Raw genomic sequence first — 24,744 nt, forward strand, 5'->3', positions numbered from 1 at the left:
AATTGGCTGACGATCAGGCCCGCCGGCATTGCACCGCCATTGTCATTTCGATAGCCGGCCACCGGAGCGCGCAGCATCGTGCGGCCTTCACCACGGATCGGGCCGCCCGATGCGGCCGAGGTGCGTGGCGCCGAAGCCGGCTGCGTACTTGAGGCCGTAGCCCAGCGCCCGGTCAAGGCCGATGTGCGCGCACCAGATCAACCCGCCAGCTACCGCCCATGGCATTGCGGCGAGCACGCCGAGCACCAGCAGTGCAACGGCGCCGGCGTACGAATGCGCCGCGTTGTAGAGCGCCGCGCCCACGCGCGGGCCCGCGAGGTAGCCGAGCATCGAGAGGTCGGGCACGAGCAGCCACAGCGCGAACACGCCCCAGCCGGCGCCGAACTGCGCATAGGCCGCGAGCGCCGCGGCCAGCACGACGACGCCTTCGAGCCGCAGCAGCGTGCGCACGCCGCCAACGACGGCCTGTTCGCGAGACACTGTGGAACCGGCTTCGCCGGCCCACAGGTGGCGCCCCCTGGCGCTGGGCTGGCGAAGCGACACGAAGCGCGCGAAGCCTGGGGGTGAGCCAAGCCTAGCCACGATGGCCCCAGCGACGTCCGCCGCGGTCCATGAAGTCACGCACCTTCTGCTGCTGCGCGGCGTTCAGGCTATCGAAGAAATCGGCGGCGGCCGCGATGATTTCAGGGCTGCCGTTGCGCACGGCCGTGGTCTTCTCGTCGACGAGCCGGGCGGCGCCCGCCTGGTCGAGCTTGTTGCCCGCGAACAGCGACTTGAACTGCGACCGCGGATCGCCCGCGCCACCCGCGCCGCGCATCGCTTCACGCTGGGCCTGCAGCTTCTCGGCCAGCACGGTGAGCTTCTGTTTTTGCGCCGCGTCGAGTTCCAGCTTGCTGCCGACGCGCTCGACCATCTTGGTGCGGAATTCGGCGGGGTCGCCGCTGCCCCAGCCATGCCGATGGCCGGCGCAGCCGGCAATGCTGCCCGCCACCACCGCGAGGCCTGCGAAACCGAAGAGAGTGCGTTTGATCCAGTGTTTCATGATGTTCCTTGCAGCCCGAGGGACCTCCCGCGGGCGTGAGACTTAAAGCTTGTTGCTGTTGCCGGCGGCTGCGGCACGTGCGTCGAGCGGGTTCTGCAGCGTCGAAATGACCTTGCTGTTTACACGCGAGCCCGAGGTCACGTTCTGGTCGGGCGCGGCGGCGGCGCGCATGGCTTCGTAGACGACGCCGGCGCGGTCTCTCGAGACGGCCATGGTCTCGGCGCCGCGCGAGCCGCGCACCACGTTCTGGTCCGGCGCGGAAGCCGCGCGAACGGCCTCGGCGTTGACTTCGGCGCGGCTCATGGCCGATGCGAGCGGCTGTACGCCTTCGTAGGATTCAGCATTGGCACCGGCTGCGGCCAGCAGGGCGAAGGAGCCAACCGCGACGATCTGGGTGAGGGAGAGGGACTTCATGTTTCAGGCCTTTCTGTAGTGGAAGAGGAGACCTGATGGTGCTTGCGGTCCGTCCGCAAGTCCTTTCGCCACAGTTTCGGCGTGTTTCGTTTTATGTCGATTCGCCCTGCCCTTGAGCGAATTGAGTGCGGAAGACCTAACTATCCGGCCAAGGCGGCGGCGGGATCGTCCGATTCGAGCACGCTCTTGGCCCAGGCTTCGAGCTTGCCGGTGTCGGCGCGCAGCACTTCCTGCTTGACGGCGAGGATGCGCGAAGGATGCATCGAGAAGCTGCGCAGCCCCAGGCCGAGCAAGAGGCGCGTGAAGGCCACGTCGCCCGCCATTTCGCCGCACACGGCCACGCCCTTGCCTTGGCGGCGGCATTCGGCAATGGTGTCGGCCACCAGCTTCAGCACCGCAGGATGGGCGGGGTCGTAGAGATGCGCAACCGCCTCGTCGGCACGATCTATGGCCAGCGTGTACTGGATCAGGTCGTTGGTGCCGATCGACAGGAAGTCGAAGTACTTGAGGAAGGTCTTGAGCGTGAGCGCCGCGGCGGGAATCTCGATCATCGCGCCGAGCTTCACGTGGCCGTAGACGGCGCCGCGGCTGTCGAGTTCGGTGCGCGCGAAGTCGATCAGCGAGAGCGTCTGGCGGATCTCGCTGGCGTGCGCGAGCATCGGAATCAGCAGGTGGATCTCGCCATGCGCCGCCGCACGCAGGATGGCGCGCAATTGGGTGAGGAACATGGCCGGATCGGCCAGGCTCCAGCGAATGGCGCGCAGGCCCAGCGCGGGGTTCAGGTGCTCTTGCTTGCTGGCCGCCTTGCCGTCGATCGGCTTGTCGGCGCCCACGTCGATGGTGCGGATGGTGACCGGCATGCCCTGCATGCCTTCGACCGCGCGCTTGTAGGCCTGGTACTGCTCTTCCTCGTCGGGCAGCCGGGTCTGGCGCTGCGACTCGCGGCCCATAAAAAGAAACTCGCTGCGGAACAGCCCGACGCCCACGGCACCGGCCTTGACGGCGCCGACGGTGTCTTCGGGCATCTCGATGTTGGCGAGCAGCTCGACGCGCTGGCCGTCCAGCGTCACCGCGGGCTTGTGGCGCAGGCGCGCAAGCCGCCCGCGCTCGAGATCGCCCTGGCGCTGCTTGAATCCGTATTCGGCCAGGATGATGGGCGAGGGATCGACGATCACCACGCCGGCATCGCCGTCGATGATGACCCAGTCGTCCTGGCGCACCAGCTGGCTCGCGGTGCGCGCGCCCACCACGGCGGGAATGTCCATGCTGCGCGCGACGATGGCGGTGTGCGAGGTGCGTCCGCCCACGTCGGTCACGAAGCCGGCGAACACGCTCTTCTTGAACTGGAGCATGTCGGCCGGGGAAAGATCGTGCGCAATCAGCACCAGCGGCGCGTCGATGCCATCGCCGGCGGTGGGATCGTCGTCGTCCTCGGCCGCCGGGCGCTTGCGGCGCGGCGGGCTAGGCGCGAGCACCGCAGCCGTGCCCTTCATTCGGTGCAGCAACCGCTCGACAACCTGCTCGAGGTCGGCCTTGCGCTCGCGCAGGTACTCGTCCTCCATCTCGTCGAACTGGCGCGCGATGATTTCGAGCTGCGTGGTCAGCGCCCACTCGGCGTTGTAGAGGCGCTCGGTGATCCAATGCTTGACGCCGCCGGTGAGCGCCTCGTCCTGCAGCAGCATCTGGTGCACTTCAAGCAGGGCTGCAAGCTCGTGCGGCGCATCGTTGGGCCCCATCAGCGCCACGTTGGTCTGCAGCTTGGCAAGCTCGTCGGCCACCGCGTTGCGTGCCGTGCGCACCCGGTCGATCTCGGTGTCGACCTCCTCGGGCTTGATGAAGTAGTGAGCCACGTCGATGCGGCTGGACACCACCAGCACCGCGCGGCCAATGGCAATGCCACGGGCAACAGGGAGGCCGTGGACTGCGAAGGTCATTCGCCTTCGCCGAATTTGTCGTTCATGAGCCGGACGATGGCGTCCAGGGCCTCTTCCTCCTGCTCGCCGTTGGTCTCCAGCTCGACCGTCGAGCCGAGGCCTGCAGCCAGCATCATGACGCCCATGATGCTCTTGGCGTTGATGCGGCGGTCACCGCGCGAGAGCCAGACTTCGCAAGGGAAGCTGCCTGCGATTTTGGTGAGCTTGGCCGATGCGCGTGCATGCAAGCCCAGCTTATTGCTGATGGTCACGGATTTCTTGATCACTGTGCTTTCTCTTCGCCTGATTCTGGGGTGCCGCCACCGCCACCTGCATGACGCCGGCCGTGCCGCCCGCGATGGCGCGCTGCACCAGCGTTTCGAGAGGCTCGTGGCGATAGGTGACCGCGCGCAGCAGCATTGGCAGGTTGACGCCCGCCACCAGACGCGAGCGGACACCGTCCACCAGCTTCTGCGCCACGTTGCAGGGCGTTGCGCCGAACACGTCGGCCAGCACCAGCACCTGCGAGCGCGGTGCATTGAGCTGCTGCTCCAGGGTGATGCGGGCTGCGGCCAGGGTTTCTTCGGGTGAGACGTTGGGCAGCACGTCGAGTGCGACGACGGCCTGCTCGCAGTCGGGGAACACATGCAGCGCGCACCGCCGCAGCGCCTGCGCGAACGGTGAGTGGGCGATGATGAGGATGCTGTTCATGCGGGTCGGAGGACTACGCGCCGATTATGCGGGGGCGCCCAGAGAAGTAGATACATGACATAACGCAGCAGGCTGGCAAAGCGGACAACACCCGCGCGCAGAGCCAGACCAATGCGCACCCCGCCAGCGAGACCACGGCGGCGGTGCTCGGAAAAAAGCTGGTGTCCGCGGCATCGCAGCTACCAAAATGAGAGCAAAACTCAGCGCCATGCGTCGGCCAACGCGAGGCAAACAGTGGCGATTTGTCGCCGCCGATGGGATCGGCCGCACTCACGGAAGACGTAGGCCTTCGAAAAAAGTCTTGGCCGCCTCGGGGGAAGAAGGGCGCCCGAGCACCGTGGCTTGGTAGAGCGCGACGCTGCCGTCTTTTTGCGATTGGGCGAACCAGAGCACCTGGACGCGGGCGGCGCCTGGCTGGGCCGACTGCGCATCGAGCCGCACCGGCGCCGGAACCGCGGTCGCGCGCTGCAATGCGGCGGCGCCTTCGGTCAGCTGCGCGGCGCCCAGCTGGTTGCGCGTGGCCGCGCGCCATGCGGTGAGCCAGGCCTCGGCCTGCGCGGGGCTGCCGGCGGATGCGTGGGCAACGGCAAAGGTGGCGCCCCCGGTCTCGCACCCGGCCATGTCGACCTGCACCGATTCGGCACCGAGCGGCAAGGCGCGATTGGCGCGGTCGGGCTTGCAGGGCAACAGGGCCACCAAGCCGGCATCTGCTATTGGCACCTCGCGCCAGTTGAAGGTGGGGCTGCAGGCGGCCAGCACGAGCGCCACGGCTACGGCCAGCACAGGCCTGAAACGGGAAACGGGCGAAGGCATTGGGAGCGATTATCGAGCCGCCCTTGGCCTCCTCGGCACGATCGGGCGCGCGGAACTAAAATCGCGACGCCGCTCTCTTTCAAGATGCCATGAAAAAATACTTCGCCGTCGCCGCAGTTGCGCTTGCATTGGCCGCCGGCGTGGGCGTGTACCTGGGTTCGGGCGCCACTGCCGCACCGTCGTCGACCTTCGTGCTGCTCGACGGCAGCAAAAAGAGCACCGACGACCTGAAGGGCAAGGTCACCCTGGTCAACTTCTGGGCCACGAGTTGCGTGACCTGCGTGGCCGAGATGCCGAAAGTCATCGCGACCTACGACAAGTACAAGTCCAAGGGCTACGACACGCTGGCGGTGGCCATGAGCTACGACCCGCCGAGCTACGTCGTCAACTTTGCCGAAACCCGCAAGCTGCCGTTCAATGTGGCCATCGACAACACCGGCAGTGTGGCGCAGGCCTGGGGCGACGTGAAGCTCACGCCGACAACCTACCTGGTCAACAAGAAGGGCGAGATCGTGAAGCGCTACGTGGGCGAGCCTGATTTCGCGGAACTCCACAAGCTGATCGAGAAGCTGCTCGCCGAAGCTTAGGTTTGGCTCGCCCCCAGGCTTCGCGCGGTTCCGCGATATCGCTGAATTAACAAAGGCGCTTCATGGAGCGCCTTTTGCCTTTTTGCAGCCCCGCTTACTGGTTGCGGAAACTGTCGTGGCAGGCCTTGCAGCTGCCGGCCGTCGAACCGAACTGGGCCTTGAGCGCATCGATGTTGCCGGCCTTGGCCGCGACGACCAGCTTGCCGGTCTCGGCAATCATCTTGTCCTGGTGCTCCTTGAACTTGGCGCCTTCCTTCCAGACTTCGGGCTTGCTCTTGCCGCCCTCCGCGCCGGAAACGAAACCAGCCCAGGGCAACTTGGCCATTTCGGCCACGATGTCGGCGTTGGCGATGGCGGCGGCCGCGTCGTAGGGAATGCGGCCGTTCGCCATGGCACCGATACGGCCGAAATGCTGGCCCATCACGAACAGCGCGCTCTGCCGGTACTTGACGGCGTCCTCGGGTTTGGCGAACTGGGCCGCCGCTGGCAGCGAAATGGCGGCGCAGACGGCGGCCAGGGCGAACGAAGCAAGTCGAATCATCGGAGGGTCCTTATAGTTGGTGCGGCACCGCCCAAAGCGGCGCCGGGCCGAGTGTAGAGGCCGGCGTTACAGCGTGCATAGCGACAACCCGAAGCATGAAGCCGCCCGGACTTTGCTAATCTGCGCCTTCCGCAGTTTTTTGCGCACCCTCCCTTCTTGATGACCGACTCCTCCGTGGCCTCCCTGACGGCCGCAGCGTCCGACTCCCCCGTCCGAGCACGCATCTGGGACCTTCCCACGCGGGTTTTCCACTGGGCGCTCAGCGCCGCAGTCATCGGGCTGATCGCCACCGGCCTCGGCGGTGTCATGGAGTGGCACTTCCGGTTGGGCTACTCGGTGCTGGCCTTGCTGCTGTTTCGCCTGCTATGGGGCTTCGTGGGCGGGCGCTGGTCACGTTTTGCCTCGTTCTTCTACAGCCCCGGATCCATACTCGCCTACTTGCGCGGGCGGGCCCATCCCGATCATGTGATCGGCCACACGCCGCTGGGCGGCCTGTCGGTATTCGCTTTGCTCGCGGTGCTTGCGGTGCAGGTGGGCACGGGGCTGGTGGCTGACGACGAGGTTTCGGCCGCGGGGCCGCTGACGCGCTTCGTCTCGAGCCAGGTGGTGAGCCTTGCGACCGGCTGGCACGCATCCCAAGGCAAAACGCTTGTGATTGCGCTGGTGAGCCTGCACGTGCTGGCGGTGCTTTTCTATGTGCTGGTCAAGCGGCACCGCCTGGTGCGGCCGATGGTTTCGGGCGACAAGCTGATCACCCCGGCGGGCGCTTCCAGCCGCGTCGTGGCGCCAAGCCGCGACGACGCCGCCTCGCGCGGGCTGGCGCTTGTGCTGTTCGCCGTGTGCGCAGGCGTGGCCTACTGGATAGCGTCGCTGCGCGTATGAGCTTCTCGGTTTCGCGCCCCCTGCCGCTGGCCGACACGCCCGCCGTCGTGCTGCTGACGCCCGACGAACCCCACGAGATCGATGCAACGCGCGCGATCTTTCGCGATTACGAGGCCTCGCTGGGTATCGACCTTTGCTTCCAGAATTTCGACGAGGAAGTGGCCGGCCTGCCGGGCGACTACGCCGAGCCGCGCGGCGCCCTGCTGCTCGCGCTGGTTGACCCGGCGCATATCAAGGAAGCGGCTGGGCAACGGGCGCCGACCCTCTTGCGCTCCAACGGAACGCTGGCACACGTGGCCGGCTGCTGCGCGCTGCGCCCGCTGGACAATGCCGACTACGCCAATGCAGCGGAGATGAAGCGCCTGTACGTGCGGCCCGGCTTTCGCGGGCTGGGCGTCGGCCGGCAGCTCGCCGAAGCCATTCTGGACGCGGCACGCGGCGCGGGCTATGCCTGCGTGCTGCTCGACACGCTGGACGACATGGAATCGGCCCGGGCGCTGTATGAAGACCTGGGCTTCGAGGAAGTGCCGCCCTACTATCACAACCCGATTGCGGGCGCGCACTACCTCAAAGTGGACCTTTGATCAGCCGCGAGCTTGCGCCAGCAGCGTCTCGGCGTTGCTGACTTCGAACTTGCCCGGTGCCTCGACGTTGAGCGAGGCGACCTTGCCGTCCTTCACGAGCATCGAATAGCGGTTGCTGCGCAGGCCCATGCCGCGGCCGGTCAGGTCGAGCGTGAGGCCGGTCGCCTTGGCGAAATCGGCGCTGCCGTCGGCCAGCATGCGCACCTTGGTGCCGGTCTTCTGGTCGCGCGCCCAGGCGCCCATCACGAAAGCGTCGTTCACGCTCACGCACCAGATTTCGTCGACGCCCGCGGCCTTGAAGTCGTCGTAGTGCTGCACGTAGCCGGGCACATGCTTGGCCGAGCAGGTCGGCGTGAAGGCGCCGGGCAGCGCGAACAGCGCAATGGTCTTGCCGGCCGTGGCCTTGCTCACGTCCACGGCGTTCGGGCCGATGCTGCAGCCTTCGCCCTCGACCTCGGAATATTCCTGCAGGGTTGCCGAAGGAAGGGTGTCGCCGACTTTGATCATCTAGATGCTCCTGAAAAAGAAAAACGGCCCACATTGTGGGCCGTTTCCGGATGGGATGCCTTCGAGAGGCTTCCCGAGGTCGATCAACCAGTGATCAGACCAGCACGGCCTTCTCGACCAGACGGGTCACGACCCAGTTCTTGGTCTTCGAGATCGGACGGCTTTCCGTGATTTCGATGGTGTCGCCCAGCTTGTACTCGCCCTTTTCGTCATGGGCGTGGTACTTGCTCGTCTTGGCCACGATCTTGCCGTAGAGCTCGTGCTTCACACGGCGCTCGACCAGCACGGTCACGGTCTTGGCACGCTTGTCGCTGACCACCTTGCCAATCAAGGTGCGCTTGAGGGATTTTTTAGCTTCCGTCATGTTCACTCCTTACTTGGCGGCTTGGGTTTCTTGCTGCTTCTGAGCAAGAATGGTCTTGGCGCGCGCGATGTCGCGACGCGTCACGCGCAGCGTCGAGGTGTTCGACAGCTGTTGCGTGGCTTTTTGCATGCGCAGGCCGAAATGGGCCTTTTGCAGTTCCTTGACTTCGGTTTGCAGCGCTGCGACGTCCTTCGTGCGCAGGGTTGCAGCCTTGGTCACCTTGGCCGGAGCCGCGGTTTCTTTTTTCTTACGTGTTGCCATGGATGTTCTCCTCTCAGGCGCCGAGCTGGCGAGCGACGAACGTCGTGCGCAGCGGAAGCTTGGCGGCGGCCAGGCGGAACGCTTCGCGGGCGAGTTCTTCGGGCACGCCGACGATCTCGAACACGATCTTGCCAGGCTGGATTTCAGCGACGTAGTACTCGGGGTTGCCCTTACCGTTACCCATCCGCACTTCGGCGGGCTTGGTAGAGATCGGCTTGTCCGGGAACACGCGGATCCAGATACGGCCACCGCGCTTCACGTGACGCGAAATCGCGCGGCGAGCGGCTTCGATCTGGCGCGCCGTGAGGCGGCCGCGGTCGGTGCATTTGAGACCGAAGTCACCGAAGGCAACCGAGTTGCCCCGGGTTGCGACGCCGGTGTTGCGGCCCTTTTGTTCCTTGCGGAACTTTCTGCGTGCAGGTTGCAGCATTTTTAATACTCCGTAGTTCTAAGACCGATCACTCGGTCTTGGCACCGTCAGCTGCTGCAGCTGGCGCGGCTTTGCGGACGCGCTTAACGGCGGGTTTCGAGTCTGCACCCGGAGCAGCGGGAGCTGCGCCAGTGGCTTCTGCGGGCTTGTCGCTGCCGTCGGCCGGGGCGGTGTTGCCACCGATCGGGCCACGGGCACCGGCACGCGGGCCGGGACCACGACGGTCCGAACCCGGACGGTCGCCACCCGGGCGGCCATCGCGGCGCGGACCACGCGGACGACGCTCTTCGTCGGGACGCGGCGTTTCGACGGCCGGCAGGTCGTTACGACCCAGCGTGTCGCCCTTGTAGACCCAGACCTTGACGCCGATGACGCCGTAGGTGGTCTTGGCTTCCGAGGTGCCGTAGTCGATATCGGCGCGCAGCGTGTGGAGAGGCACGCGACCTTCGCGATACCACTCGGTACGAGCGATTTCGATACCGTTCAGGCGGCCAGCCGACATGATCTTGATGCCTTGGGCACCCAGACGCATGGCGTTTTGCATGGCGCGCTTCATGGCGCGGCGGAACATGATCCGCTTTTCGAGCTGCTGCGTGATGCTGTCGGCAATCAGCTGGGCATCGATTTCGGGCTTGCGCACTTCTTCGATGTTCACTGCCACCGGCACGCCGAGCTGCTTGCCCAGTTCACGCTTGAGGTTCTCGATGTCTTCGCCCTTCTTGCCGATCACGACGCCCGGACGAGCCGAGTAGATCGTGATGCGTGCGTTCTTGGCGGGACGCTCGATCATGACGCGCGACACCGAAGCGTTCTTCAGCTTCTTCTTCAGGTATTCGCGAACCTTGATGTCTTCGGCCAGCATGCCCGCGAAATCGCGGTCGCTTGCGTACCAGCGGCTGGACCAATTACGGGTAACCGCAAGGCGGAAGCCGGTCGGATGGATTTTCTGTCCCATATTTCTTCCAGGCGTTCTTAGTTGCCAACCGTCACGTACACATGGCACGTGGGCTTGCTGATGCGGTTACCGCGACCCTTGGCTCGCGCGGTGAAGCGCTTGAGCGTTGCGCCCTGTTCGACGTAGATGGTCTTGACCTTCAGTTCGTCGATATCGGCGCCATCGTTGTGCTCGGCGTTGGCAATTGCCGACTCGAGCACCTTCTTGATGATCACAGCGGCCTTTTTCTGCGTGAATTGCAGAACGTTGAGCGCTTGATCAACCTTCTTGCCGCGGATCAGGTCAGCGACCAGACGGCCCTTGTCGACCGAGAGGCGGACACCGCGGAGGACTGCACGTGTTTCAGACATGGTCGTTCCTTACTTCTTCTGGACTTTCTTGTCCGCGGGGTGCCCCTTGAACGTGCGCGTGAGCGCAAATTCGCCGAGCTTGTGGCCGACCATTTGATCGGTAATGTAGACAGGCACGTGCTGCTTGCCGTTGTGCACGGCAATGGTCAGGCCGATGAACTCGGGCAGAACCATCGAGCGGCGCGACCAGGTCTTGATCGGCTTCTTGTCCTTCGTCGTCACAGCCTTGTCGGCCTTGGCCACGAGGTGATGGTCAACAAACGGACCCTTTTTGAGAGAGCGAGTCATTTGCTATCCCTTACTTCTTGCGGCGCGACACGATGAAGACCTGCGTGCGCTTGTTGTTACGGGTACGGTAGCCCTTGGTCAGGTTGCCCCATGGGTCGACAGGATGGCGGCCTTCGCCGGTCTTGCCTTCGCCACCACCGTGCGGGTGGTCGACCGGGTTCATCACCACACCGCGAACGGTTGGGCGAATACCCATGTGACGCTTCACACCGGCCTTGCCGAGTTGGCGCAGGCTGTGCTCTTCGTTTGCGACTTCACCGATGGTGGCGCGGCATTCGATGTGGATGCGGCGCACCTCACCCGAACGCATGCGGACCTGGGCGTAGACGCCTTCGCGAGCCAGCAGCGTAGCCGACGTGCCGGCCGAACGCGCGATCTGTGCGCCCTTGCCGGGTTGCAGTTCGATGCAGTGGATCGTCGAGCCGACCGGAATGTTGCGGATCGGCAGCGTGTTGCCGGCGCGGATCGGGGCTTCCGAACCGCTCAGCAGCGTTGCACCGGCTTCAAGACCGCGCGGGGCGATGATGTAGCGGCGCTCGCCGTCGGCGTAGCAGACCAGGGCAATGTGGGCGGTACGGTTCGGGTCGTATTCGATGCGTTCGACCTTGGCCGGAATGCCGTCCTTGTTGCGCACGAAGTCGACAACGCGATAGTGATGCTTGTGACCACCGCCGCGATGGCGAATCGTGATGTGACCGTTGTTGTTGCGACCGGCAGCCTGGAACTGCGGCTCGAGCAACGGCGCGTGAGGGGCACCCTTGTACAGGTGGTCCCGCGAAATCTTCACCGCGCCACGTTGGCCCGGCGAAGTGGGTTTCATCTTGATGACGGCCATGATTAAGCGCCTTCCCCGACGAGGTTGAGCTCTTGACCGGGCTTCAGGGTCACATAGGCCTTGCGAACGTTGTCGCGGCGGCCGATGGACTTGCCAAAGCGCTTGGTCTTGCCCTTGGTGTTGAGCACCGACACGCCCTGGACTTCGACCTTGAACATCAGTTCGACAGCGGCCTTGATCTCGGGCTTGGTGGCGTCTTGCAGCACCTTGAAAGTGACAGCGTTCGACTTCTCGCCGACCATCGTTGCCTTTTCGGACACGATCGGGGCGACCAGCACCGCCATCAGGCGGCCTTCTTCGAACGTACGTTCAGCGGCGGTAGGGTTCACGCGGCTCATGCGAACATCTCCTTGAGCTTGTCGACGGCACCCTTGGTGACCAGCACCTTCTTGTAGTGGACCAGCGACACCGGATCGGCGTAGCGGGGTTCGACCACGAGGATGTTGACCAGATTGCGCGAGGCAAGGTACAGGTTTTCGTCGACTTCTTCGGCGATCACGAGCACGGACTCGAGATTCATTGCCTTGAAACGGGCTGCCAGCGGCTTCGTCTTGGGCGAATCCACGGTCAGCGAATCCACCACGGCCAGACGGCCTTCGCGAGCGAGCTGCGAGAAGATGGCGGCCATGCCGGCGCGGTACATCTTCTTGTTGATCTTCTGCGAGAAGTTTTCGTCAGGCATGTTCGGGAAAATCCGGCCACCCCCGCGCCACAGCGGCGAGGACGTCATACCGGCACGGGCGCGGCCCGTTCCCTTTTGCTTGAAAGGCTTCTTGGTCGAGTGCTTGACCTGCTCGCGGTCCTTCTGGGCGCGCGTGCCTTGGCGGGCATTGGCCTGGAACGCAACGACGATCTGGTGAACCAGGTCTTCGTTGTAGTCACGGCCGAACACGGTCTCGGGGGCGTCGTACTTCGACGCGGCCTGGCCTTGTTCGTTCAGGAGTTCGAGTTGCATTACTTCGCTCCTTCAGCCGCTTGCGGCTTGGCCTTGATGGCGGGACGCACGGTGACGAAGCCACCCTTTGCGCCCGGGATCGCGCCCTTGATGAGCAACAGTTGACGCGCTTCGTCGATGCGGAACACATCGAGGTTCTGCGTCGTCTTGGTGACGTCGCCGAGGTGGCCCGTCATGCGCTTGCCGGGGAACACGCGACCGGGGTCTTGTGCCATGCCGATCGAGCCGGGAACGTTGTGCGAACGGCTGTTACCGTGCGACGCGCGTTGCGAGCTCATGTTGTGGCGCTTGATGGTGCCGGCGAAGCCCTTGCCGATCGAGGTGCCTTGCACGTCGACCTTCTGGCCCACCGAGAACACGCTGCTCGCGGCGATGACGCCGCCAGCCTTGTGCTGGTCAGCGGTGTCGGCGGTCACGCGGAATTCGCGGATGATTTCACCAGCTTCGACACCCGCCTTGGCGAGGTGGCCGGCTTGCGGCTTGGTCACGCGCGATGCTTTGCGCGAACCGAACGTCACTTGCAGTGCGACGTAGCCGTCGGTCTCTTGCGACTTGATCTGGGTCACACGGTTGTTGGACACATCCACCACCGTGACAGGAACTGCGTCCCCGTCATCGGTGAAGAGACGCATCATCCCCACCTTGCGGCCCAGCAACCCGAGGGAGTTGCTCAGACTCATTTGTTTTCTCCAAAAATGGAAGCTCCCTTCGCCGCTGCCACTTCAATTGGCGACAGCGTTTGGCCGATTCCCTGGGGGCACCCGGCCTGCGAAAGAAGGTTGATAAATCTCCGCTCCCGCGGCAAACACATGCAAGCATGCGGACGCAACAAGGGCAGAGCCAGCGATTATAGCCCGCCATGCGGCCGCGGTGCAAGCAGCGTTGCAAAGCGACTCCTGAGGCGTGTTCAGCCCCGAAAAGTGGCGTTTTTACCTACTTGACCGGCATCGTGATGATGCTGTCGCCGCCCGGCATGGGCTTCATTTCACCGGTGGATTTCAGCGCTGGTGCCGCCGTGCCCGTCTGGACGGGGATGGAAATTGCGCTCGAGGCGCCGCCCTGGGTGATGAACACATTGAGGTAGGCCAGGCCTTCGCCCTCGCTCACCACGACCACGGTGGCCGTGGTTCGCTTGCCTTTTGGCAGCGTCAGCGTGCTGTTGCCTTCGAGCGTCAGTCCACGCTCGGCACTCAGGCGCACCGTGGCGCCCTCGGCCTCGGTTACGTGGTCGAACTGCAGCACGATGGGCGTCGCGCGGCCCACCTGCGGCACGGCGTCGAGTCGGTATTGCAGCTTGACGCCGGAGCTTCCGGGCTTTTGCGCTGCCGTGGTCATGGGAGCGTTCCGGTGCTGGACTGCGGGCTGCCTGGGCTTGGCGTTGCGCGCCTCAGCCTCGCCGTCTGCCGCAGCCGGTACCGACAGCGTGGCCAGCGCGAGGCACGCGACGGCCAACATCGAATTCGAGCGGCGGATGTTCATGGCAGCCCTTCCTGTTACTGGATCGAGACGTTGAAGCATGTCTGCGCTCCGAAATTGTTGAGGTCCGACACCGCAAGAACGTACTCGCCGGCCGGCAGGCTGACCGCGTTGCTTTCTCGCGCGATGAACCCGCCCCTGAAGACGTCGAAATCGGGGTTGGACCCTGCGGGCCCGCCATTGACGACGATCTGGTAGCTGCGGCTGGCTGGCGCGGTGAAGCGAAGGTAGGAGAAGCTGCCCAGCTTGTTGTCGGTACCGGCCGAATTGGAAACGCAGGCCTGGGTCGGGGCGCCGCCGACTGTCGCGAGTCTGTACATCGGCAGCGTGATCGGCATTCCCCCGTCGTTCGTCTCCGCGCCGCCGTAGGGATCGTTGGTAGCGTTGATGTTTTGGGCGGCGAGCAGGGCCGCCAGCTGCGCGGCGCTCCCCGGTGCCGTCGCGTTGAAGGCCGCTGCGAAAGGATGGATCGAAGTGACGGCCGTGCCGCTCCTGAACTGACTTCCGGTCAACGTGTCGTGAATCGGCCTAAAGCCGACCTGCTGGTTGAGATTCCAGAAAATCGACTGAATCGAAGGTTCACGGTACCAGCCCGGCGTGGTTGCCGCACCGGCAGCAAGGTCGATGTTGGCGCCGGGCAATGATTGCTGCGGGCCAATTGAATCGACATAGTTCCTGCGTCCGAGTGCAATGCCCGACCATGCATTGCCCCAACCTTCGGAGAAGGCAAGCCGGCGATCAAGCCGGTCGTTCTGCCCATGCTCACCGCCCATCGAGTCGTCGCGGCTCAGGGCGGATTGGTAGTAATGCCCCCACTCATGCGCGACCACCGAACTGTCATATTCGTCGGTGTCCGAATCTTCCTTCCCGAGCACATAGATTTCGCGGCCACTGCTTCTGTTGACGAAGAAAGTGGTGCCGATCTGCCCCGCCGCAACGTTGCCAGTGGACGGCGCATTGTTGACGCTCCAGTACACGCGCAGCGCCGGAAACGCAGTGGCGGGCGCGACCGACGTCACCTTCTGCATGGCGGTATAGACCGTATCGAGTACGGCAAACGGCGCCGCCGCCCGATCGCCCGTGTAGCTGGATCCACCCCAGCCCGACGGCGCGTTGATGTCGCGAACCATGGCCACCGCACCCGAGGAGAAAGCGGGAGTCTGCATGCTGTACAGCGCGCCAGAGCGGGTGTTGTCGCGAACCGTGACATCCCAGCTCGCCCCCGGACCGCTGCGGGCCAGTTGGGCCTTGACGCGCACAGCGATGGCGGTGTTTGCGGGCACGGACACCGAGTAGGCGCCGTTGTCGTCAGTGGTCGCCGCAGCTAATTGCGTGGAAGTTGCAGCATCGAGCACTTCCACTGGTGCACCGCGCACCGGCTTGGACTCGGCGCTGGCATAAACCAGCGTGCCATTCGGATTTGGGATGGATTCATAGGTGGCCGTGCCGCTCAGCGTCACCTGGCTCGCTGCCCCTGGCGTCACCGGCGTCATCGGCAAGAAAGGAAGGCCACCACCGCCGCCGCCTCCCCCGCCCCCTCCGCCGCAACCGGCCAGAAGCGCCGCTGCCGCGATGCACGCCGTCAAACCCGACGCGAAAGAGAAGCTTTGTCTCATGCTGTGCTGCCCGTGTTGTCCGCTGACCGATGCCTCTCGATGGGGGAGAGGCCGCCGCCGGCGAGGATGCCACATCCGCGCGCCAAAAAACAAAGCCCGCCTGCATTTCTGCAGTCGGGCTTGTCACAAGATGCGGCGCGAGGCCGCAGTACTTATTGCAGCTTGATTTCGACGTCCACGCCGGCCGGCAGGTCGAGCTTCATCAGCGCGTCCACGGTCTTGTCGGTGGGGTCGACGATGTCCATCAGGCGCTGATGCGTGCGGATCTCGAGCTGGTCGCGCGACGTCTTGTTGACGTGCGGCGAACGCAGGATGTCGAAACGCTTCATGCGGGTCGGCAGGGGCACGGGACCCTTGACGATCGCGCCGGTGCGCTTGGCGGTATCGACGATTTCGGCTGCCGACTGGTCGATCAGCTTGTAGTCGAACGCCTTCAGGCGGATGCGGATTTTTTGCTTGGTAGCCATGATGATTCCTTTGCGTCCGGCTTAGATGTCGAGGATCTTGGCCACGACGCCCGAACCCACGGTACGGCCGCCTTCGCGGATGGCGAAGCGGAGACCCTCTTCCATCGCGATCGGGTTGATCAGCTTCACGGTGATGCTGACGTTGTCGCCAGGCATGACCATTTCCTTGTCCTTGGGCAGCTCGATCGCGCCGGTCACGTCCGTGGTGCGGAAGTAGAACTGCGGACGGTAGTTGTTGAAGAACGGCGTGTGACGGCCACCTTCGTCCTTGGACAGCACATACACCTCGGCGGTGAAGTGGGTGTGCGGCTTGATCGAGCCGGGCTTGCACAGCACTTGGCCGCGCTCGACTTCTTCGCGCTTGGTGCCGCGCAGCAGCACGCCGACGTTGTCGCCCGCCTGGCCTTGGTCCAGGAGCTTGCGGAACATTTCCACGCCGGTGCAGGTGGTCTTGACGGTCGGGCGGATGCCGACGATCTCGATTTCCTCGCCGACCTTGATCACGCCGCGCTCGACGGCGCCGGTCACGACGGTGCCGCGGCCGGAGATCGAGAACACGTCTTCCACAGGCATCAGGAAGGTGCCGTCCACGGCGCGCTCGGGCGTCGGGATGTAGGTGTCGAGCGCTTCAGCCAGCTTCATGATGGCTTCTTCGCCGAGCTTGCCCTTGTCGCCTTCCAGGGCGAGCTTGGCCGAGCCGTGGATGATGGGGGTGTCGTCGCCCGGGAATTCGTACTTGTCCAGCAGCTCGCGCACTTCCATTTCGACCAGCTCGAGCAGTTCGGCGTCGTCGACCATGTCGCACTTGTTCAGGAACACGATGATGTAGCCCACACCGACCTGGCGGGCCAGCAGGATGTGCTCGCGGGTCTGGGGCATCGGGCCGTCGGCGGCCGAGCACACCAGGATGGCGCCGTCCATTTGAGCGGCGCCGGTGATCATGTTCTTGACGTAGTCGGCGTGGCCGGGGCAGTCGACGTGAGCGTAGTGGCGGTTGGCCGTTTCGTACTCGACGTGAGCCGTGTTGATGGTGATGCCGCGGGCCTTTTCTTCGGGCGCTGCGTCGATCTGGTCGTAGGCCTTGGCTTCGCCGCCGAACTTGGCCGACAGCACCGTGGCGATGGCCGCCGTCAGCGTGGTCTTGCCGTGGTCGACGTGACCGATCGTGCCCACGTTCACGTGCGGCTTGGTGCGGGTGAATTTACCTTTTGCCATTTTTCAATCCTTGAAAGAGCATTCCCGTGTATTGGTTTTATGTCTGCACCCGATTGCTGATTCGCCTCGCACGGGAACGCGGCGGCACCGGATCGCAGACAAGTTGGGCTGCGCTTCGCGCAGCCCCACATTCTTTTTAAAGACCTTACTTAGCGCGAGCAGCCACGATGGCTTCGGCAACGTTGCGCGGAGCTTCAGCGTAGTGCTTGAACTCCATCGTGTACGTGGCGCGGCCTTGCGACATCGAACGCAGCGTGGTCGAGTAGCCGAACATTTCCGACAGCGGCACTTCGGCCTTGATGGACTTGCCGCCACCGATCATGTCGTCCATGCCCTGCACCATGCCGCGGCGTGAGGACAGGTCGCCCATCACGTTGCCGGCGTAGTCTTCAGGCGTTTCGACTTCCACGGCCATCATCGGCTCGAGGATCACGGGGCTGGCCTTGCGGGCGCCTTCCTTGAAACCGAAGATGGCGGCCATCTTGAACGCCATTTCGTTCGAGTCCACATCGTGGTACGAACCGAAGTGCAGCGTGACCTTGACGTCGACGACGGGGTAGCCCGCCAGCACGCCTTGCGTCAGCGCTTCGACAACGCCCTTTTCCACCGCGGGGATGTATTCGCGAGGAACCACACCGCCCTTGATGGCGTCGACGAACTCAAAGCCCTTGCCCGCTTCCTGCGGCTCGAGCTTCAGGATGACGTGGCCGTATTGGCCCTTGCCGCCCGACTGGCGAACGAACTTGCCTTCGGCATCTTCGACGGTCTTGCGGATCGTTTCGCGGTAAGCCACTTGCGGCTTGCCCACGTTGGCTTCCACGCCGAATTCGCGCTTCATGCGGTCCACGATGATTTCAAGGTGGAGCTCGCCCATGCCGGCGATGATGGTCTGGCCCGATTCCTCGTCGGTCTTGACGCGGAACGAAGGATCTTCCTGAGCGAGGCGCTGCAGGGCGATGCCCATCTTTTCCTGGTCGGCCTTGGTCTTGGGCTCGACAGCCTGCGAGATCACCGACTCAGGGAACACCATGCGCTCGAGCGTCACGATGGCCGCGGGATCGCACAGGGTTTCGCCCGTGGTCACTTCCTTCAGGCCCACGCAGGCGGCGATGTCGCCGGCGCGGATTTCGTTCACTTCTTCGCGGTTGTTCGCGTGCATCTGCACGATACGGCCGATGCGTTCCTTCTTGCCGCGCACCGGGTTGTAGACGCTGTCGCCCTTGGTCAGCACGCCCGAGTAGACGCGCACGAAGGTCAGCTGGCCCACGAACGGGTCGGTCATGAGCTTGAACGCGAGGGCCGAGAACTTCTCGCCGTCGTCAGCCTTGCGGGTGACAGGCGCTTCGTCTTCGTCCAGGCCGTTGACCGGCGGGATGTCAGTCGGAGCCGGCATGTATTCGACGACGGCGTCGAGCATGGCCTGCACGCCCTTGTTCTTGAAGGCCGAGCCGCACAGCATCGGCTGGATTTCACCGGCGATGGTGCGCTGGCGAATGGCCTTCTTGATTTCTTCCTCGGTCAGCTCATTGCCTTCGAGGTACTTGTTCATCAGCTCTTCGCTCGCTTCGGCAGCGGCTTCGACGAGCTTTTCGCGGTATTCGTTGCAGACGTCGGTCAGGTTCGCGGGAATTTCACCGTAGGTGAAGGTCACGCCCTTGTCTTCGTCCCAGATGATGGCCTTCATCTTCACGAGGTCGACGATGCCCTGGAAGTGCTCTTCGGCACCAATCGGGATCTGGATCACGACGGGATTGGCCTTCAGGCGATCCACCATCATCTGGCGCACGCGCAGGAAGTCGGCGCCGGTGCGGTCCATCTTGTTGACGAACGCGAGGCGCGGAACCTTGTACTTGTTGGCTTGGCGCCAGACGGTTTCCGACTGGGGCTGCACGCCGCCAACGGCGTCGTACACCATGACAGCGCCGTCCAGCACGCGCATCGAGCGCTCGACTTCAATCGTGAAGTCCACGTGGCCGGGGGTGTCGATGATGTTGATGCGGTGTTCTTCGAACTTGCCGGCCATGCCCTTCCAGAAGCAGGTGGTGGCAGCCGAGGTGATCGTGATGCCACGCTCTTGCTCTTGCTCCATCCAGTCCATCGTGGCGGCGCCATCGTGCACTTCACCGATCTTGTGGTTCACACCGGTGTAGAACAGGATGCGCTCGGTCGTCGTGGTCTTGCCGGCGTCGATGTGCGCGGAGATGCCGATGTTGCGGTAGCGCTCGATGGGGGTCTTGCGGGACATGATTTACTTTCGGGTTAAATGCGTTGAGCGCTGGGCCTTGAGCACGGGCGACATCGCCCGACACTCAACGCCCAACGCCCAAGCGAAGTTTGATTCTTAGAAGCGGAAGTGGCTGAAAGCGCGGTTGGCTTCTGCCATGCGGTGCACTTCATCGCGCTTCTTCATGGCGCCGCCACGGCCTTCCGTGGCTTCCATCAGCTCGTTGGCCAAACGCAGGGCCATCGACTTTTCGCCACGCTTGCGGGCGGCTTCCTTGATCCAACGCATCGACAGGGCGAGGCGACGGACGGGACGGACTTCGACCGGCACCTGGTAGTTGGCACCGCCGACACGGCGCGACTTGACTTCGACCATCGGCTTCACGTTGTTGATGGCAACGGTGAAAGCTTCGAGCGGGTCCTTGTCAGGGTTCTTCTTTTCGATGAAGTCGAGCGCGCCATAAATGATGCGCTCGGCGATCGCCTTCTTGCCGCCTTCCATGATCACGTTCATGAACTTCGACAGCTCGACATTGCCGTACTTGGGATCCGGCAGGATTTCACGTTTGGGGACTTCGCGACGACGTGGCATGTTACTAACCTCTTTGCTTCAGTTGGCACCGTTTCCGGCACCGCGAGAGCCATTCCGGACTCTCACTTACTCGACCCGACATTGGGTCACTTCGTTCGATATGCCCGCCAAGGCAACCGAACACCGTTTGTTTTTTGACGACAGGAAGGCTTAAGCCTTCTTGGGACGCTTCGCGCCGTACTTGGAACGCGACTGCTTGCGGTCTTTCACGCCTTGCAGGTCGAGCGAACCGCGCACGATGTGGTAGCGAACACCGGGCAAGTCCTTGACACGACCGCCGCGAACCAGCACGACGCTGTGTTCTTGCAGGTTGTGGCCTTCGCCGCCGATGTAGGAAATGACTTCGAAGCCGTTGGTCAGACGGACCTTGGCAACTTTACGAAGCGCCGAGTTGGGCTTCTTTGGCGTCGTGGTGTAGACGCGGGTGCAGACACCGCGGCGTTGCGGCGAGTTCTGCATGGCAGGGCTCTTCGAATTGATCTTTTCGACCGTTCGACCCTGACGCACCAGTTGATTGATGGTTGGCATGAATGAATTAGTCCCAAAACAACCCGGCTTTGGCTCTGAACCGCCCTTGTCGTGACTCAAGGAGGCCGGGAATAACGAAAACGTGAAACCCTTCGGAAAATTCCGAAAAGCCCACGAGTATAGCAGTCGACCCTGCCGTCAGCAATTGCCGTGTGCGGGCGTTACTTGATCCAGAGCCGGATGGCGTCCCAGGCGCGGCCAAGAATGCCCGCCTGCTCGACGCCCTCCAGCGCCACCAGCGGCACATCCGCCAGCGGCTGGTCGTCCAGGGTCACCTTGAGCGAGCCGACGGCCTGGTACTTGGTGAACGGCGCCACCAGCGGATCGGGCCGGGCCACCTGGGTCTTGATCTTGTTGGCGGTACCGGCTGGTACCGCGACCACGATCGCTTCCGGACGGCCCAGCTTGAGCGTGTTGGCCTTGCCTTTCCACACGGCCGGCGTGGCGGCTGGCTGGCCGGCGTCGAACAAACGGACGGCGTCGTAGGCGGTGTAGCCCCAATTCAGCAGCTTCTGCGATTCGTTGGCGCGCACGGTTTCGCCCGAGGTGCCCAGCACGATCGACAGCAGGCGGCGGCCGCCGGTGAGATTGGGGAAGTCGCGCTTGGCGGTGGCGATCATGCAGTAGCCGGCCGCCTCGGTATGGCCCGTCTTGAGGCCGTCGACAGTCGGATCGCGGAACAGCAGCAGGTTGCGGTTGGTGTCGTTGGTCGAGGGCGTGCCCGGGTAGCGGTACTTCTTGATGGCGTAGTACTTGGCTTCCTCCGGGAAGTCGCGCACCAGGCGCGTTGCAAGAATGCTCAGGTCGCGCGCGGTGGTGGTGTGGCCCGGTGCGGTGAGGCCCTCGGGGTTCTTGTAGCTGGTGTTCTTCATGCCCAGGGCCTTGGCCTGCGCATTCATCAGCTCGACGAAATGTTCGACCGTGCCGCCCACGCCTTCGGCCAGCGCCACGGTAGCGTCGTTGCCCGACTGCACGATGAGCCCCTTGATCAGGTCTTCGACCGGCACCTGCATCTTGGGGTCGATGAACATGCGCGATCCGGGCATCTTCCAGGCGCGCTGACTCACCGGCATCGTCTGGGCCAGCGTGATCTTCTTGGCGCGCAGCGCGTCGAACACGATGTAGGCCGACATCAGCTTGGTGAGCGAGGCCGGCTCGATCGGGCTGTCGATGTCCTTCTGGGCGAGGATCTGGTTGGCCGTGACGTCGAGCAGCAGATAGCTGCGCGCGGCAATTTCCGGCGGCGCCGGCACCTGGGCAGCGGCAATCATGCAGAGCGAGGCGGCGGCGGTCAGCACCAGGGCGCGAAACGCGTCAAGAAAACGATTCATGGGAGAGATTGGGAGAAGACGAAAACAAGCCCGCAGGGCTTTCATGCAATGCCCGCGCGCAGATGGCGGACGACCAGACTTTTGAGCAGCGGCAATTGTCCGTGAAAGAAATGGCCGCCCCCTGGGACAACCGTGACAGGAAGTGACTGCGGCCGCGCCCAATCCATGACGGCGGACAGCGGCACCGTGTCGTCCGCCTCGCCGTGGACCACCAGCGTGCGCTCGTGCGCATCGGCCGGCAGCGTGGCAACGGCAAAACGAGAGGCGGCCGTTCCGACGAGCACGAGCTGGCGAATGTCGCGCGACGCCCAGAGGTCCTCGGCCGTGCAGCTTGCAACGAAGGCGCCGAACGAAAAGCCGGCAATGGCCAGCGGGCCCTCGGGAGCGAGCTGTTGGACGACGTTCAGCATGTCTTCACGTTCGCCGCGGCCTTCGTCGTGTACGCCTTCGCTCGCACCCACGCCGCGAAAGTTGAAGCGCACGGCAGTCCAGCCGCAGGCGACGAACGCACGCGCCATGGTCTGCACCACCTTGTTGTCCATGGTGCCGCCGAACAGCGGGTGCGGATGGGCGATGACCGCAATGCCACGCGTACCGTCGGCCTGGGAGGGCTGGTCGCGCTGCACCTCGATCACGCCGGCGGCGCCCTGGAGGCGGATTTTTTCGGTCTGGGAATTCATGGTGCTTTGGATGGAGCGGCGTGGCTGCGGCCGGCCGGGTGCACGGTACGAGCGCGGAGCTTCCGCAAAAGTTCAGCGGCCGACATCGGGCGGCAACACCAGACGCTCGACGATCTTGCCGTTCTTCAGATGCGAATCGACGATTTCGTCAATGTCTTCGGCATCAACGAAGGTGTACCAGACGGCCTCAGGATAGACCACCGCCACCGGCCCGCCGGCACAACGGTCGAGGCAGCCGGCCTTGTTGACCCTGACTTTGCCCGGACCCGCCAACCCGGCTTCCTTGACCTTGGCCTTGCAGCGGTCGAAGCCTTGCTGGGCGTTGTGCAGAGCGCAGCAGTCTTCACCGTTCTTGCGCTCGTTGAGACAAAAGAAGATGTGGCGACCGTAGTAGCCGTGCGGCGCGGCGGGAGTGGAACTGGGCATCAAGCGATTTTAGTGACGCCAACCATGCGCCGAGGTTGCCACGTTCAGTGGGCCGGGCGCCCCCGGCGCGAAAGCGCAGCCACCACATAGGCCAGCACCGCGAATGGCCACACCCAGCCCAGCCACTGCGCCAGGCCGTGGAAGCGGATGAATCGCCCCTGCTCCCAGGTGGCCAGCGTCTGCGCGAAATAGGCGCTCTCGGGCGCCTGGTTCAGCAGGCTTAGTTGAATTACCAAGCCCACCAAGAGCAGGGCTGCGCACAGCCGGCGCGGCGCTCCCAGCAGCAGCATGCCCGCGACCAAGGCGCTTGCAATGCCGACCTGCACCGGCAGGCCGAGCCAGGCCCATGCATGCTCGGGCCCATAGCTCAAGGCGGCCGACAGCGCCGAGGCACCGATGCCCGCCAGCAGCGTGAGCGGCAGCAACACGGCACGCCGGGCCACCGTGCGCGTCACCAGGAAGGCCAGCAGGCAAGGCACCAAGGCCCCGAGCATCACGCACAGCAGTTCGACGGCGGGCACCAGCGGTTCGAGCTCGAACTGTCGAAGCGGCATCCAGTCGATGAAGGGCGTGTCCAGCAGCCATTCCGAGATCGCAACTTCGAGCCGCTCGAACACCTGGCCGAGCCCGAAGGTCACGGCCGCCGGGAACAGGAGCGCGATGGGCCACAGCGCCAGCAGCACCAGCGCGCCGCGAGACTCTTCCACGAACCATTGCGAGCGCGTGCGGCTCCAGTGCGCCACTGCGCCAAGGCGCTCCAGGCCCGCCGCCAGCATGGCCCCCAGCAGAGCGCCGGAAGTGTTCAGGCCCAGGTCGACATTGGAAGGAATGCGCGCGGGAAGGTAACTCTGCAGCGTCTCCATCGCGAACGCCACGGCCGCGCCGGCCAACGTCGCGCGCAGCATGGCGCGCCAGACGCTCGCATCGCGCCGCGTGCGCAGCACGGCCAACGCGCACAAGAACCCGAAGGGCACGTAGCCGCCGACGTTGATGGCAAAGTCGAAGCCCGTCCAGTACTTGGGCCACGACGCCGACAGATAGGCCCAGGGTGCAATGCCCTGATCGCGCCAGTCGGTAAATGGATAAAGGCTGGCATAGACGATCAGTGCCGCATAGGCGAGCGCAAGGGGCAGCGCCGCGGTCTTGTGCTGCGTCTCCACCTTGGGTTCCGGCTCAGAACGGCTTGACGACCACGAGCACCACGATGCCGAGCAGCAGCAAGACCGGCAGTTCATTGAACCAGCGGTACCAGCGGTGGCTGCGCTGCTGGCCGCCGGCCACGAAGCGGCGCAGCAGCACGCCGCAGCCATGGTGATAACCAATCGCCGCCAGCACCAGCGCCAGCTTGGCATGCATCCAGCCGTTGCCTGGGCCGCGCCCGATGCCATAGCCCAGCCAGAGCCAAAGGCCGAAACCCAAAGCCGGGATGGCCAGGAACGTCGTAAACCGAAGCAGCTTGCGTGCCATCAGCAGCAAGCGCTCACGTTCGGCCACGGACTCCGGCGGCACCATCGCCAGATTGACGAAGATTCGCGGCAGATAGAACAGACCCGCGAACCAACTCGCAATAAAGACAATGTGAAAAGATTTGACCCAGAGCATGGCCGCAGTTTAGTGGCCGGTTGCGCCCTTCCGGCCTTGGCCCGCCCTCACTGGCGCGGCAGGCAAAAAAAAGCCCGACGTCTGCACGTCGGGCTGGGAAGCCCTTTTGCTGTCACACATCAAGGCACCCGCTCAGGGAGGAAAAGCGGGGAGCGG

Annotated in this window: 34 protein-coding genes; 3 read left to right on the top strand and 31 right to left on the bottom strand. The window is 64.2% G+C overall.

The features are described 5' to 3' along the window. Positions 1-87 precede the first annotated feature (87 nt). From J2X92_RS19350 to J2X92_RS19380, 7 genes are all read right to left on the bottom strand, one after another. A complete protein-coding gene (locus J2X92_RS19350) occupies positions 88-621 on the bottom strand; it encodes a DUF4260 domain-containing protein (protein ID WP_307577799.1) in 534 nt (177 codons plus the stop codon). After that, positions 575-1,042 carry a Spy/CpxP family protein refolding chaperone gene (locus J2X92_RS19355; RefSeq protein ID WP_307577801.1) on the bottom strand — a complete coding sequence of 156 codons (468 nt, stop codon included), beginning with the start codon at positions 1,040-1,042 and terminating at the stop codon, positions 575-577. Before J2X92_RS19355 ends, J2X92_RS19350 begins: the two co-directional genes overlap by 47 nt. 42 nt (positions 1,043-1,084) lie before the next feature. Beyond that, positions 1,085-1,456: a DUF4148 domain-containing protein gene (locus tag J2X92_RS19360; RefSeq protein ID WP_307577803.1), complete on the bottom strand. Its 372-nt coding sequence runs from the start codon at positions 1,454-1,456 to the stop codon at positions 1,085-1,087. A gap of 140 nt (positions 1,457-1,596) precedes the next feature. Further along, positions 1,597-3,390, bottom strand: coding sequence for a phosphoenolpyruvate--protein phosphotransferase (gene ptsP / locus J2X92_RS19365; RefSeq protein WP_307577805.1), 1,794 nt, complete (start codon positions 3,388-3,390; stop codon positions 1,597-1,599). Continuing rightward, a complete protein-coding gene (locus J2X92_RS19370) occupies positions 3,387-3,656 on the bottom strand; it encodes an HPr family phosphocarrier protein (protein WP_093017279.1) in 270 nt (89 codons plus the stop codon). Before J2X92_RS19370 ends, ptsP begins: the two co-directional genes overlap by 4 nt. Continuing rightward, positions 3,625-4,080, bottom strand: a complete 456-nt coding sequence (locus J2X92_RS19375; protein WP_055807946.1) for a PTS sugar transporter subunit IIA — start codon at positions 4,078-4,080, stop codon at positions 3,625-3,627. The genes J2X92_RS19370 and J2X92_RS19375 overlap by 32 nt, the downstream gene beginning before the upstream one ends. Positions 4,081-4,350: 270 nt before the next feature. Next, the gene (locus J2X92_RS19380; RefSeq protein WP_307577809.1) at positions 4,351-4,893 is read right to left on the bottom strand and encodes a hypothetical protein; all 543 of its coding nucleotides are present in this window, start codon (positions 4,891-4,893) and stop codon (positions 4,351-4,353) included. Between the two features lie 89 nt (positions 4,894-4,982). Here J2X92_RS19380 and J2X92_RS19385 point away from each other — a divergent pair, with 89 nt between their 5' ends. Continuing rightward, positions 4,983-5,480 carry a TlpA disulfide reductase family protein gene (locus J2X92_RS19385; RefSeq protein WP_307577811.1) on the top strand — a complete coding sequence of 166 codons (498 nt, stop codon included), beginning with the start codon at positions 4,983-4,985 and terminating at the stop codon, positions 5,478-5,480. 94 nt (positions 5,481-5,574) lie between these two features. On the opposite strand, the gene J2X92_RS19390 is transcribed toward J2X92_RS19385, so the two are convergent. After that, a complete protein-coding gene (locus J2X92_RS19390) occupies positions 5,575-6,021 on the bottom strand; it encodes a c-type cytochrome (protein ID WP_307577813.1) in 447 nt (148 codons plus the stop codon). Positions 6,022-6,180: 159 nt separating this feature from the next. Here J2X92_RS19390 and J2X92_RS19395 point away from each other — a divergent pair, with 159 nt between their 5' ends. Both J2X92_RS19395 and J2X92_RS19400 read left to right on the top strand, forming a co-directional pair. Then, on the top strand, positions 6,181-6,903 hold the full coding sequence (locus J2X92_RS19395; RefSeq protein ID WP_307577814.1) for a cytochrome b/b6 domain-containing protein: 723 nt from the start codon (positions 6,181-6,183) through the stop codon (positions 6,901-6,903). Continuing rightward, entirely contained in the window at positions 6,900-7,487 is a 588-nt protein-coding gene (locus tag J2X92_RS19400; protein WP_307577816.1) for a GNAT family N-acetyltransferase, read from the top strand. Before J2X92_RS19395 ends, J2X92_RS19400 begins: the two co-directional genes overlap by 4 nt. Here the strand turns inward: J2X92_RS19400 and J2X92_RS19405 are convergent, their stop codons facing one another. The 23 genes from J2X92_RS19405 to J2X92_RS19515 all read right to left on the bottom strand — a co-directional run bounded on the left by J2X92_RS19405 (position 7,488) and on the right by J2X92_RS19515 (position 24,588). Continuing rightward, positions 7,488-7,994: a peroxiredoxin gene (locus J2X92_RS19405; protein WP_307577818.1), complete on the bottom strand. Its 507-nt coding sequence runs from the start codon at positions 7,992-7,994 to the stop codon at positions 7,488-7,490. Positions 7,995-8,088: 94 nt separating this feature from the next. Next, the gene (gene rpsQ / locus J2X92_RS19410; RefSeq protein WP_015867662.1) at positions 8,089-8,358 is read right to left on the bottom strand and encodes a 30S ribosomal protein S17; all 270 of its coding nucleotides are present in this window, start codon (positions 8,356-8,358) and stop codon (positions 8,089-8,091) included. A 9-nt stretch (positions 8,359-8,367) separates the two neighbouring features. Continuing rightward, positions 8,368-8,577, bottom strand: a complete 210-nt coding sequence (gene rpmC / locus J2X92_RS19415) for a 50S ribosomal protein L29 (RefSeq protein WP_041946241.1) — start codon at positions 8,575-8,577, stop codon at positions 8,368-8,370. Between the two features lie 55 nt (positions 8,578-8,632). Then, positions 8,633-9,049: a 50S ribosomal protein L16 gene (rplP, locus tag J2X92_RS19420; protein ID WP_015867664.1), complete on the bottom strand. Its 417-nt coding sequence runs from the start codon at positions 9,047-9,049 to the stop codon at positions 8,633-8,635. Between the two features lie 28 nt (positions 9,050-9,077). Continuing rightward, a complete protein-coding gene (gene rpsC, locus J2X92_RS19425) occupies positions 9,078-10,004 on the bottom strand; it encodes a 30S ribosomal protein S3 (protein WP_028259872.1) in 927 nt (308 codons plus the stop codon). A gap of 17 nt (positions 10,005-10,021) precedes the next feature. Further along, a complete protein-coding gene (gene rplV, locus J2X92_RS19430; RefSeq protein WP_007838134.1) occupies positions 10,022-10,354 on the bottom strand; it encodes a 50S ribosomal protein L22 in 333 nt (110 codons plus the stop codon). A gap of 9 nt (positions 10,355-10,363) precedes the next feature. After that, entirely contained in the window at positions 10,364-10,642 is a 279-nt protein-coding gene (gene rpsS, locus J2X92_RS19435) for a 30S ribosomal protein S19 (protein ID WP_007838132.1), read from the bottom strand. Positions 10,643-10,652: 10 nt separating this feature from the next. After that, positions 10,653-11,477, bottom strand: a complete 825-nt coding sequence (rplB, locus tag J2X92_RS19440) for a 50S ribosomal protein L2 (RefSeq protein ID WP_055807934.1) — start codon at positions 11,475-11,477, stop codon at positions 10,653-10,655. Between the two features lie 2 nt (positions 11,478-11,479). Further along, complete coding sequence (rplW, locus tag J2X92_RS19445) at positions 11,480-11,815, bottom strand: 50S ribosomal protein L23 (RefSeq protein WP_007838129.1); 336 nt, start codon at positions 11,813-11,815, stop codon at positions 11,480-11,482. After that, the gene (gene rplD / locus J2X92_RS19450) at positions 11,812-12,432 is read right to left on the bottom strand and encodes a 50S ribosomal protein L4 (protein WP_013543942.1); all 621 of its coding nucleotides are present in this window, start codon (positions 12,430-12,432) and stop codon (positions 11,812-11,814) included. Before rplD ends, rplW begins: the two co-directional genes overlap by 4 nt. Further along, positions 12,432-13,112: a 50S ribosomal protein L3 gene (gene rplC, locus J2X92_RS19455; protein ID WP_055807931.1), complete on the bottom strand. Its 681-nt coding sequence runs from the start codon at positions 13,110-13,112 to the stop codon at positions 12,432-12,434. Before rplC ends, rplD begins: the two co-directional genes overlap by 1 nt. A gap of 253 nt (positions 13,113-13,365) precedes the next feature. Continuing rightward, positions 13,366-13,911 carry a hypothetical protein gene (locus J2X92_RS19460; RefSeq protein WP_307577823.1) on the bottom strand — a complete coding sequence of 182 codons (546 nt, stop codon included), beginning with the start codon at positions 13,909-13,911 and terminating at the stop codon, positions 13,366-13,368. Between the two features lie 14 nt (positions 13,912-13,925). Then, a complete protein-coding gene (locus J2X92_RS19465) occupies positions 13,926-15,524 on the bottom strand; it encodes a hypothetical protein (RefSeq protein ID WP_307577825.1) in 1,599 nt (532 codons plus the stop codon). A 152-nt stretch (positions 15,525-15,676) separates the two neighbouring features. Next, positions 15,677-15,991: a 30S ribosomal protein S10 gene (rpsJ, locus tag J2X92_RS19470; protein WP_007838118.1), complete on the bottom strand. Its 315-nt coding sequence runs from the start codon at positions 15,989-15,991 to the stop codon at positions 15,677-15,679. 21 nt (positions 15,992-16,012) lie between these two features. Next, entirely contained in the window at positions 16,013-17,206 is a 1,194-nt protein-coding gene (gene tuf / locus J2X92_RS19475; RefSeq protein WP_012745744.1) for an elongation factor Tu, read from the bottom strand. 145 nt (positions 17,207-17,351) lie between these two features. Next, the gene (gene fusA, locus J2X92_RS19480) at positions 17,352-19,451 is read right to left on the bottom strand and encodes an elongation factor G (protein ID WP_307577827.1); all 2,100 of its coding nucleotides are present in this window, start codon (positions 19,449-19,451) and stop codon (positions 17,352-17,354) included. Positions 19,452-19,547: 96 nt separating this feature from the next. Continuing rightward, positions 19,548-20,021 (bottom strand): 30S ribosomal protein S7, encoded by a 474-nt coding sequence (rpsG, locus tag J2X92_RS19485; protein WP_013543947.1) that lies wholly within the window; start codon positions 20,019-20,021, stop codon positions 19,548-19,550. Between the two features lie 150 nt (positions 20,022-20,171). After that, the gene (gene rpsL, locus J2X92_RS19490) at positions 20,172-20,549 is read right to left on the bottom strand and encodes a 30S ribosomal protein S12 (protein WP_013543948.1); all 378 of its coding nucleotides are present in this window, start codon (positions 20,547-20,549) and stop codon (positions 20,172-20,174) included. A 161-nt stretch (positions 20,550-20,710) separates the two neighbouring features. Then, positions 20,711-21,880, bottom strand: a complete 1,170-nt coding sequence (locus J2X92_RS19495) for a D-alanyl-D-alanine carboxypeptidase family protein (RefSeq protein ID WP_307577828.1) — start codon at positions 21,878-21,880, stop codon at positions 20,711-20,713. A gap of 41 nt (positions 21,881-21,921) precedes the next feature. Continuing rightward, the gene (locus tag J2X92_RS19500; RefSeq protein WP_307577830.1) at positions 21,922-22,560 is read right to left on the bottom strand and encodes an alpha/beta hydrolase; all 639 of its coding nucleotides are present in this window, start codon (positions 22,558-22,560) and stop codon (positions 21,922-21,924) included. A gap of 72 nt (positions 22,561-22,632) precedes the next feature. Continuing rightward, positions 22,633-22,986: a (2Fe-2S) ferredoxin domain-containing protein gene (locus J2X92_RS19505; protein WP_307577832.1), complete on the bottom strand. Its 354-nt coding sequence runs from the start codon at positions 22,984-22,986 to the stop codon at positions 22,633-22,635. A 44-nt stretch (positions 22,987-23,030) separates the two neighbouring features. Continuing rightward, entirely contained in the window at positions 23,031-24,146 is a 1,116-nt protein-coding gene (locus J2X92_RS19510) for a VanZ family protein (RefSeq protein ID WP_307577834.1), read from the bottom strand. 13 nt (positions 24,147-24,159) lie between these two features. After that, positions 24,160-24,588, bottom strand: coding sequence for a CopD family protein (locus J2X92_RS19515; protein ID WP_307577836.1), 429 nt, complete (start codon positions 24,586-24,588; stop codon positions 24,160-24,162). Positions 24,589-24,744 lie beyond the last annotated feature (156 nt).

The organism is Variovorax paradoxus (assembly GCF_030811855.1).
Lineage (GTDB): Bacteria > Pseudomonadota > Gammaproteobacteria > Burkholderiales > Burkholderiaceae_C > Variovorax > Variovorax paradoxus_L.

Coding starts and splice junctions, on each gene's coding strand:
- J2X92_RS19355 (WP_307577801.1), bottom strand. CDS start 1,042: ATGAAACACTGGATCAAACGCACTCTCTTCGGTTTCGCAGGCCTCGCG.
- J2X92_RS19360 (WP_307577803.1), bottom strand. CDS start 1,456: ATGAAGTCCCTCTCCCTCACCCAGATCGTCGCGGTTGGCTCCTTCGCC.
- ptsP (WP_307577805.1), bottom strand. CDS start 3,390: ATGACCTTCGCAGTCCACGGCCTCCCTGTTGCCCGTGGCATTGCCATT.
- J2X92_RS19375 (WP_055807946.1), bottom strand. CDS start 4,080: ATGAACAGCATCCTCATCATCGCCCACTCACCGTTCGCGCAGGCGCTG.
- J2X92_RS19380 (WP_307577809.1), bottom strand. CDS start 4,893: ATGCCTTCGCCCGTTTCCCGTTTCAGGCCTGTGCTGGCCGTAGCCGTG.
- J2X92_RS19385 (WP_307577811.1), top strand. CDS start 4,983: ATGAAAAAATACTTCGCCGTCGCCGCAGTTGCGCTTGCATTGGCCGCC.
- J2X92_RS19390 (WP_307577813.1), bottom strand. CDS start 6,021: ATGATTCGACTTGCTTCGTTCGCCCTGGCCGCCGTCTGCGCCGCCATT.
- J2X92_RS19395 (WP_307577814.1), top strand. CDS start 6,181: ATGACCGACTCCTCCGTGGCCTCCCTGACGGCCGCAGCGTCCGACTCC.
- J2X92_RS19400 (WP_307577816.1), top strand. CDS start 6,900: ATGAGCTTCTCGGTTTCGCGCCCCCTGCCGCTGGCCGACACGCCCGCC.
- J2X92_RS19405 (WP_307577818.1), bottom strand. CDS start 7,994: ATGATCAAAGTCGGCGACACCCTTCCTTCGGCAACCCTGCAGGAATAT.
- rpsQ (WP_015867662.1), bottom strand. CDS start 8,358: ATGACGGAAGCTAAAAAATCCCTCAAGCGCACCTTGATTGGCAAGGTG.
- rplP (WP_015867664.1), bottom strand. CDS start 9,049: ATGCTGCAACCTGCACGCAGAAAGTTCCGCAAGGAACAAAAGGGCCGC.
- rpsC (WP_028259872.1), bottom strand. CDS start 10,004: ATGGGACAGAAAATCCATCCGACCGGCTTCCGCCTTGCGGTTACCCGT.
- rplV (WP_007838134.1), bottom strand. CDS start 10,354: ATGTCTGAAACACGTGCAGTCCTCCGCGGTGTCCGCCTCTCGGTCGAC.
- rpsS (WP_007838132.1), bottom strand. CDS start 10,642: ATGACTCGCTCTCTCAAAAAGGGTCCGTTTGTTGACCATCACCTCGTG.
- rplB (WP_055807934.1), bottom strand. CDS start 11,477: ATGGCCGTCATCAAGATGAAACCCACTTCGCCGGGCCAACGTGGCGCG.
- rplW (WP_007838129.1), bottom strand. CDS start 11,815: ATGAGCCGCGTGAACCCTACCGCCGCTGAACGTACGTTCGAAGAAGGC.
- rplD (WP_013543942.1), bottom strand. CDS start 12,432: ATGCAACTCGAACTCCTGAACGAACAAGGCCAGGCCGCGTCGAAGTAC.
- rplC (WP_055807931.1), bottom strand. CDS start 13,112: ATGAGTCTGAGCAACTCCCTCGGGTTGCTGGGCCGCAAGGTGGGGATG.
- J2X92_RS19460 (WP_307577823.1), bottom strand. CDS start 13,911: ATGAACATCCGCCGCTCGAATTCGATGTTGGCCGTCGCGTGCCTCGCG.
- J2X92_RS19465 (WP_307577825.1), bottom strand. CDS start 15,524: ATGAGACAAAGCTTCTCTTTCGCGTCGGGTTTGACGGCGTGCATCGCG.
- rpsJ (WP_007838118.1), bottom strand. CDS start 15,991: ATGGCTACCAAGCAAAAAATCCGCATCCGCCTGAAGGCGTTCGACTAC.
- tuf (WP_012745744.1), bottom strand. CDS start 17,206: ATGGCAAAAGGTAAATTCACCCGCACCAAGCCGCACGTGAACGTGGGC.
- fusA (WP_307577827.1), bottom strand. CDS start 19,451: ATGTCCCGCAAGACCCCCATCGAGCGCTACCGCAACATCGGCATCTCC.
- rpsG (WP_013543947.1), bottom strand. CDS start 20,021: ATGCCACGTCGTCGCGAAGTCCCCAAACGTGAAATCCTGCCGGATCCC.
- rpsL (WP_013543948.1), bottom strand. CDS start 20,549: ATGCCAACCATCAATCAACTGGTGCGTCAGGGTCGAACGGTCGAAAAG.
- J2X92_RS19495 (WP_307577828.1), bottom strand. CDS start 21,880: ATGAATCGTTTTCTTGACGCGTTTCGCGCCCTGGTGCTGACCGCCGCC.
- J2X92_RS19500 (WP_307577830.1), bottom strand. CDS start 22,560: ATGAATTCCCAGACCGAAAAAATCCGCCTCCAGGGCGCCGCCGGCGTG.
- J2X92_RS19505 (WP_307577832.1), bottom strand. CDS start 22,986: ATGCCCAGTTCCACTCCCGCCGCGCCGCACGGCTACTACGGTCGCCAC.
- J2X92_RS19515 (WP_307577836.1), bottom strand. CDS start 24,588: ATGCTCTGGGTCAAATCTTTTCACATTGTCTTTATTGCGAGTTGGTTC.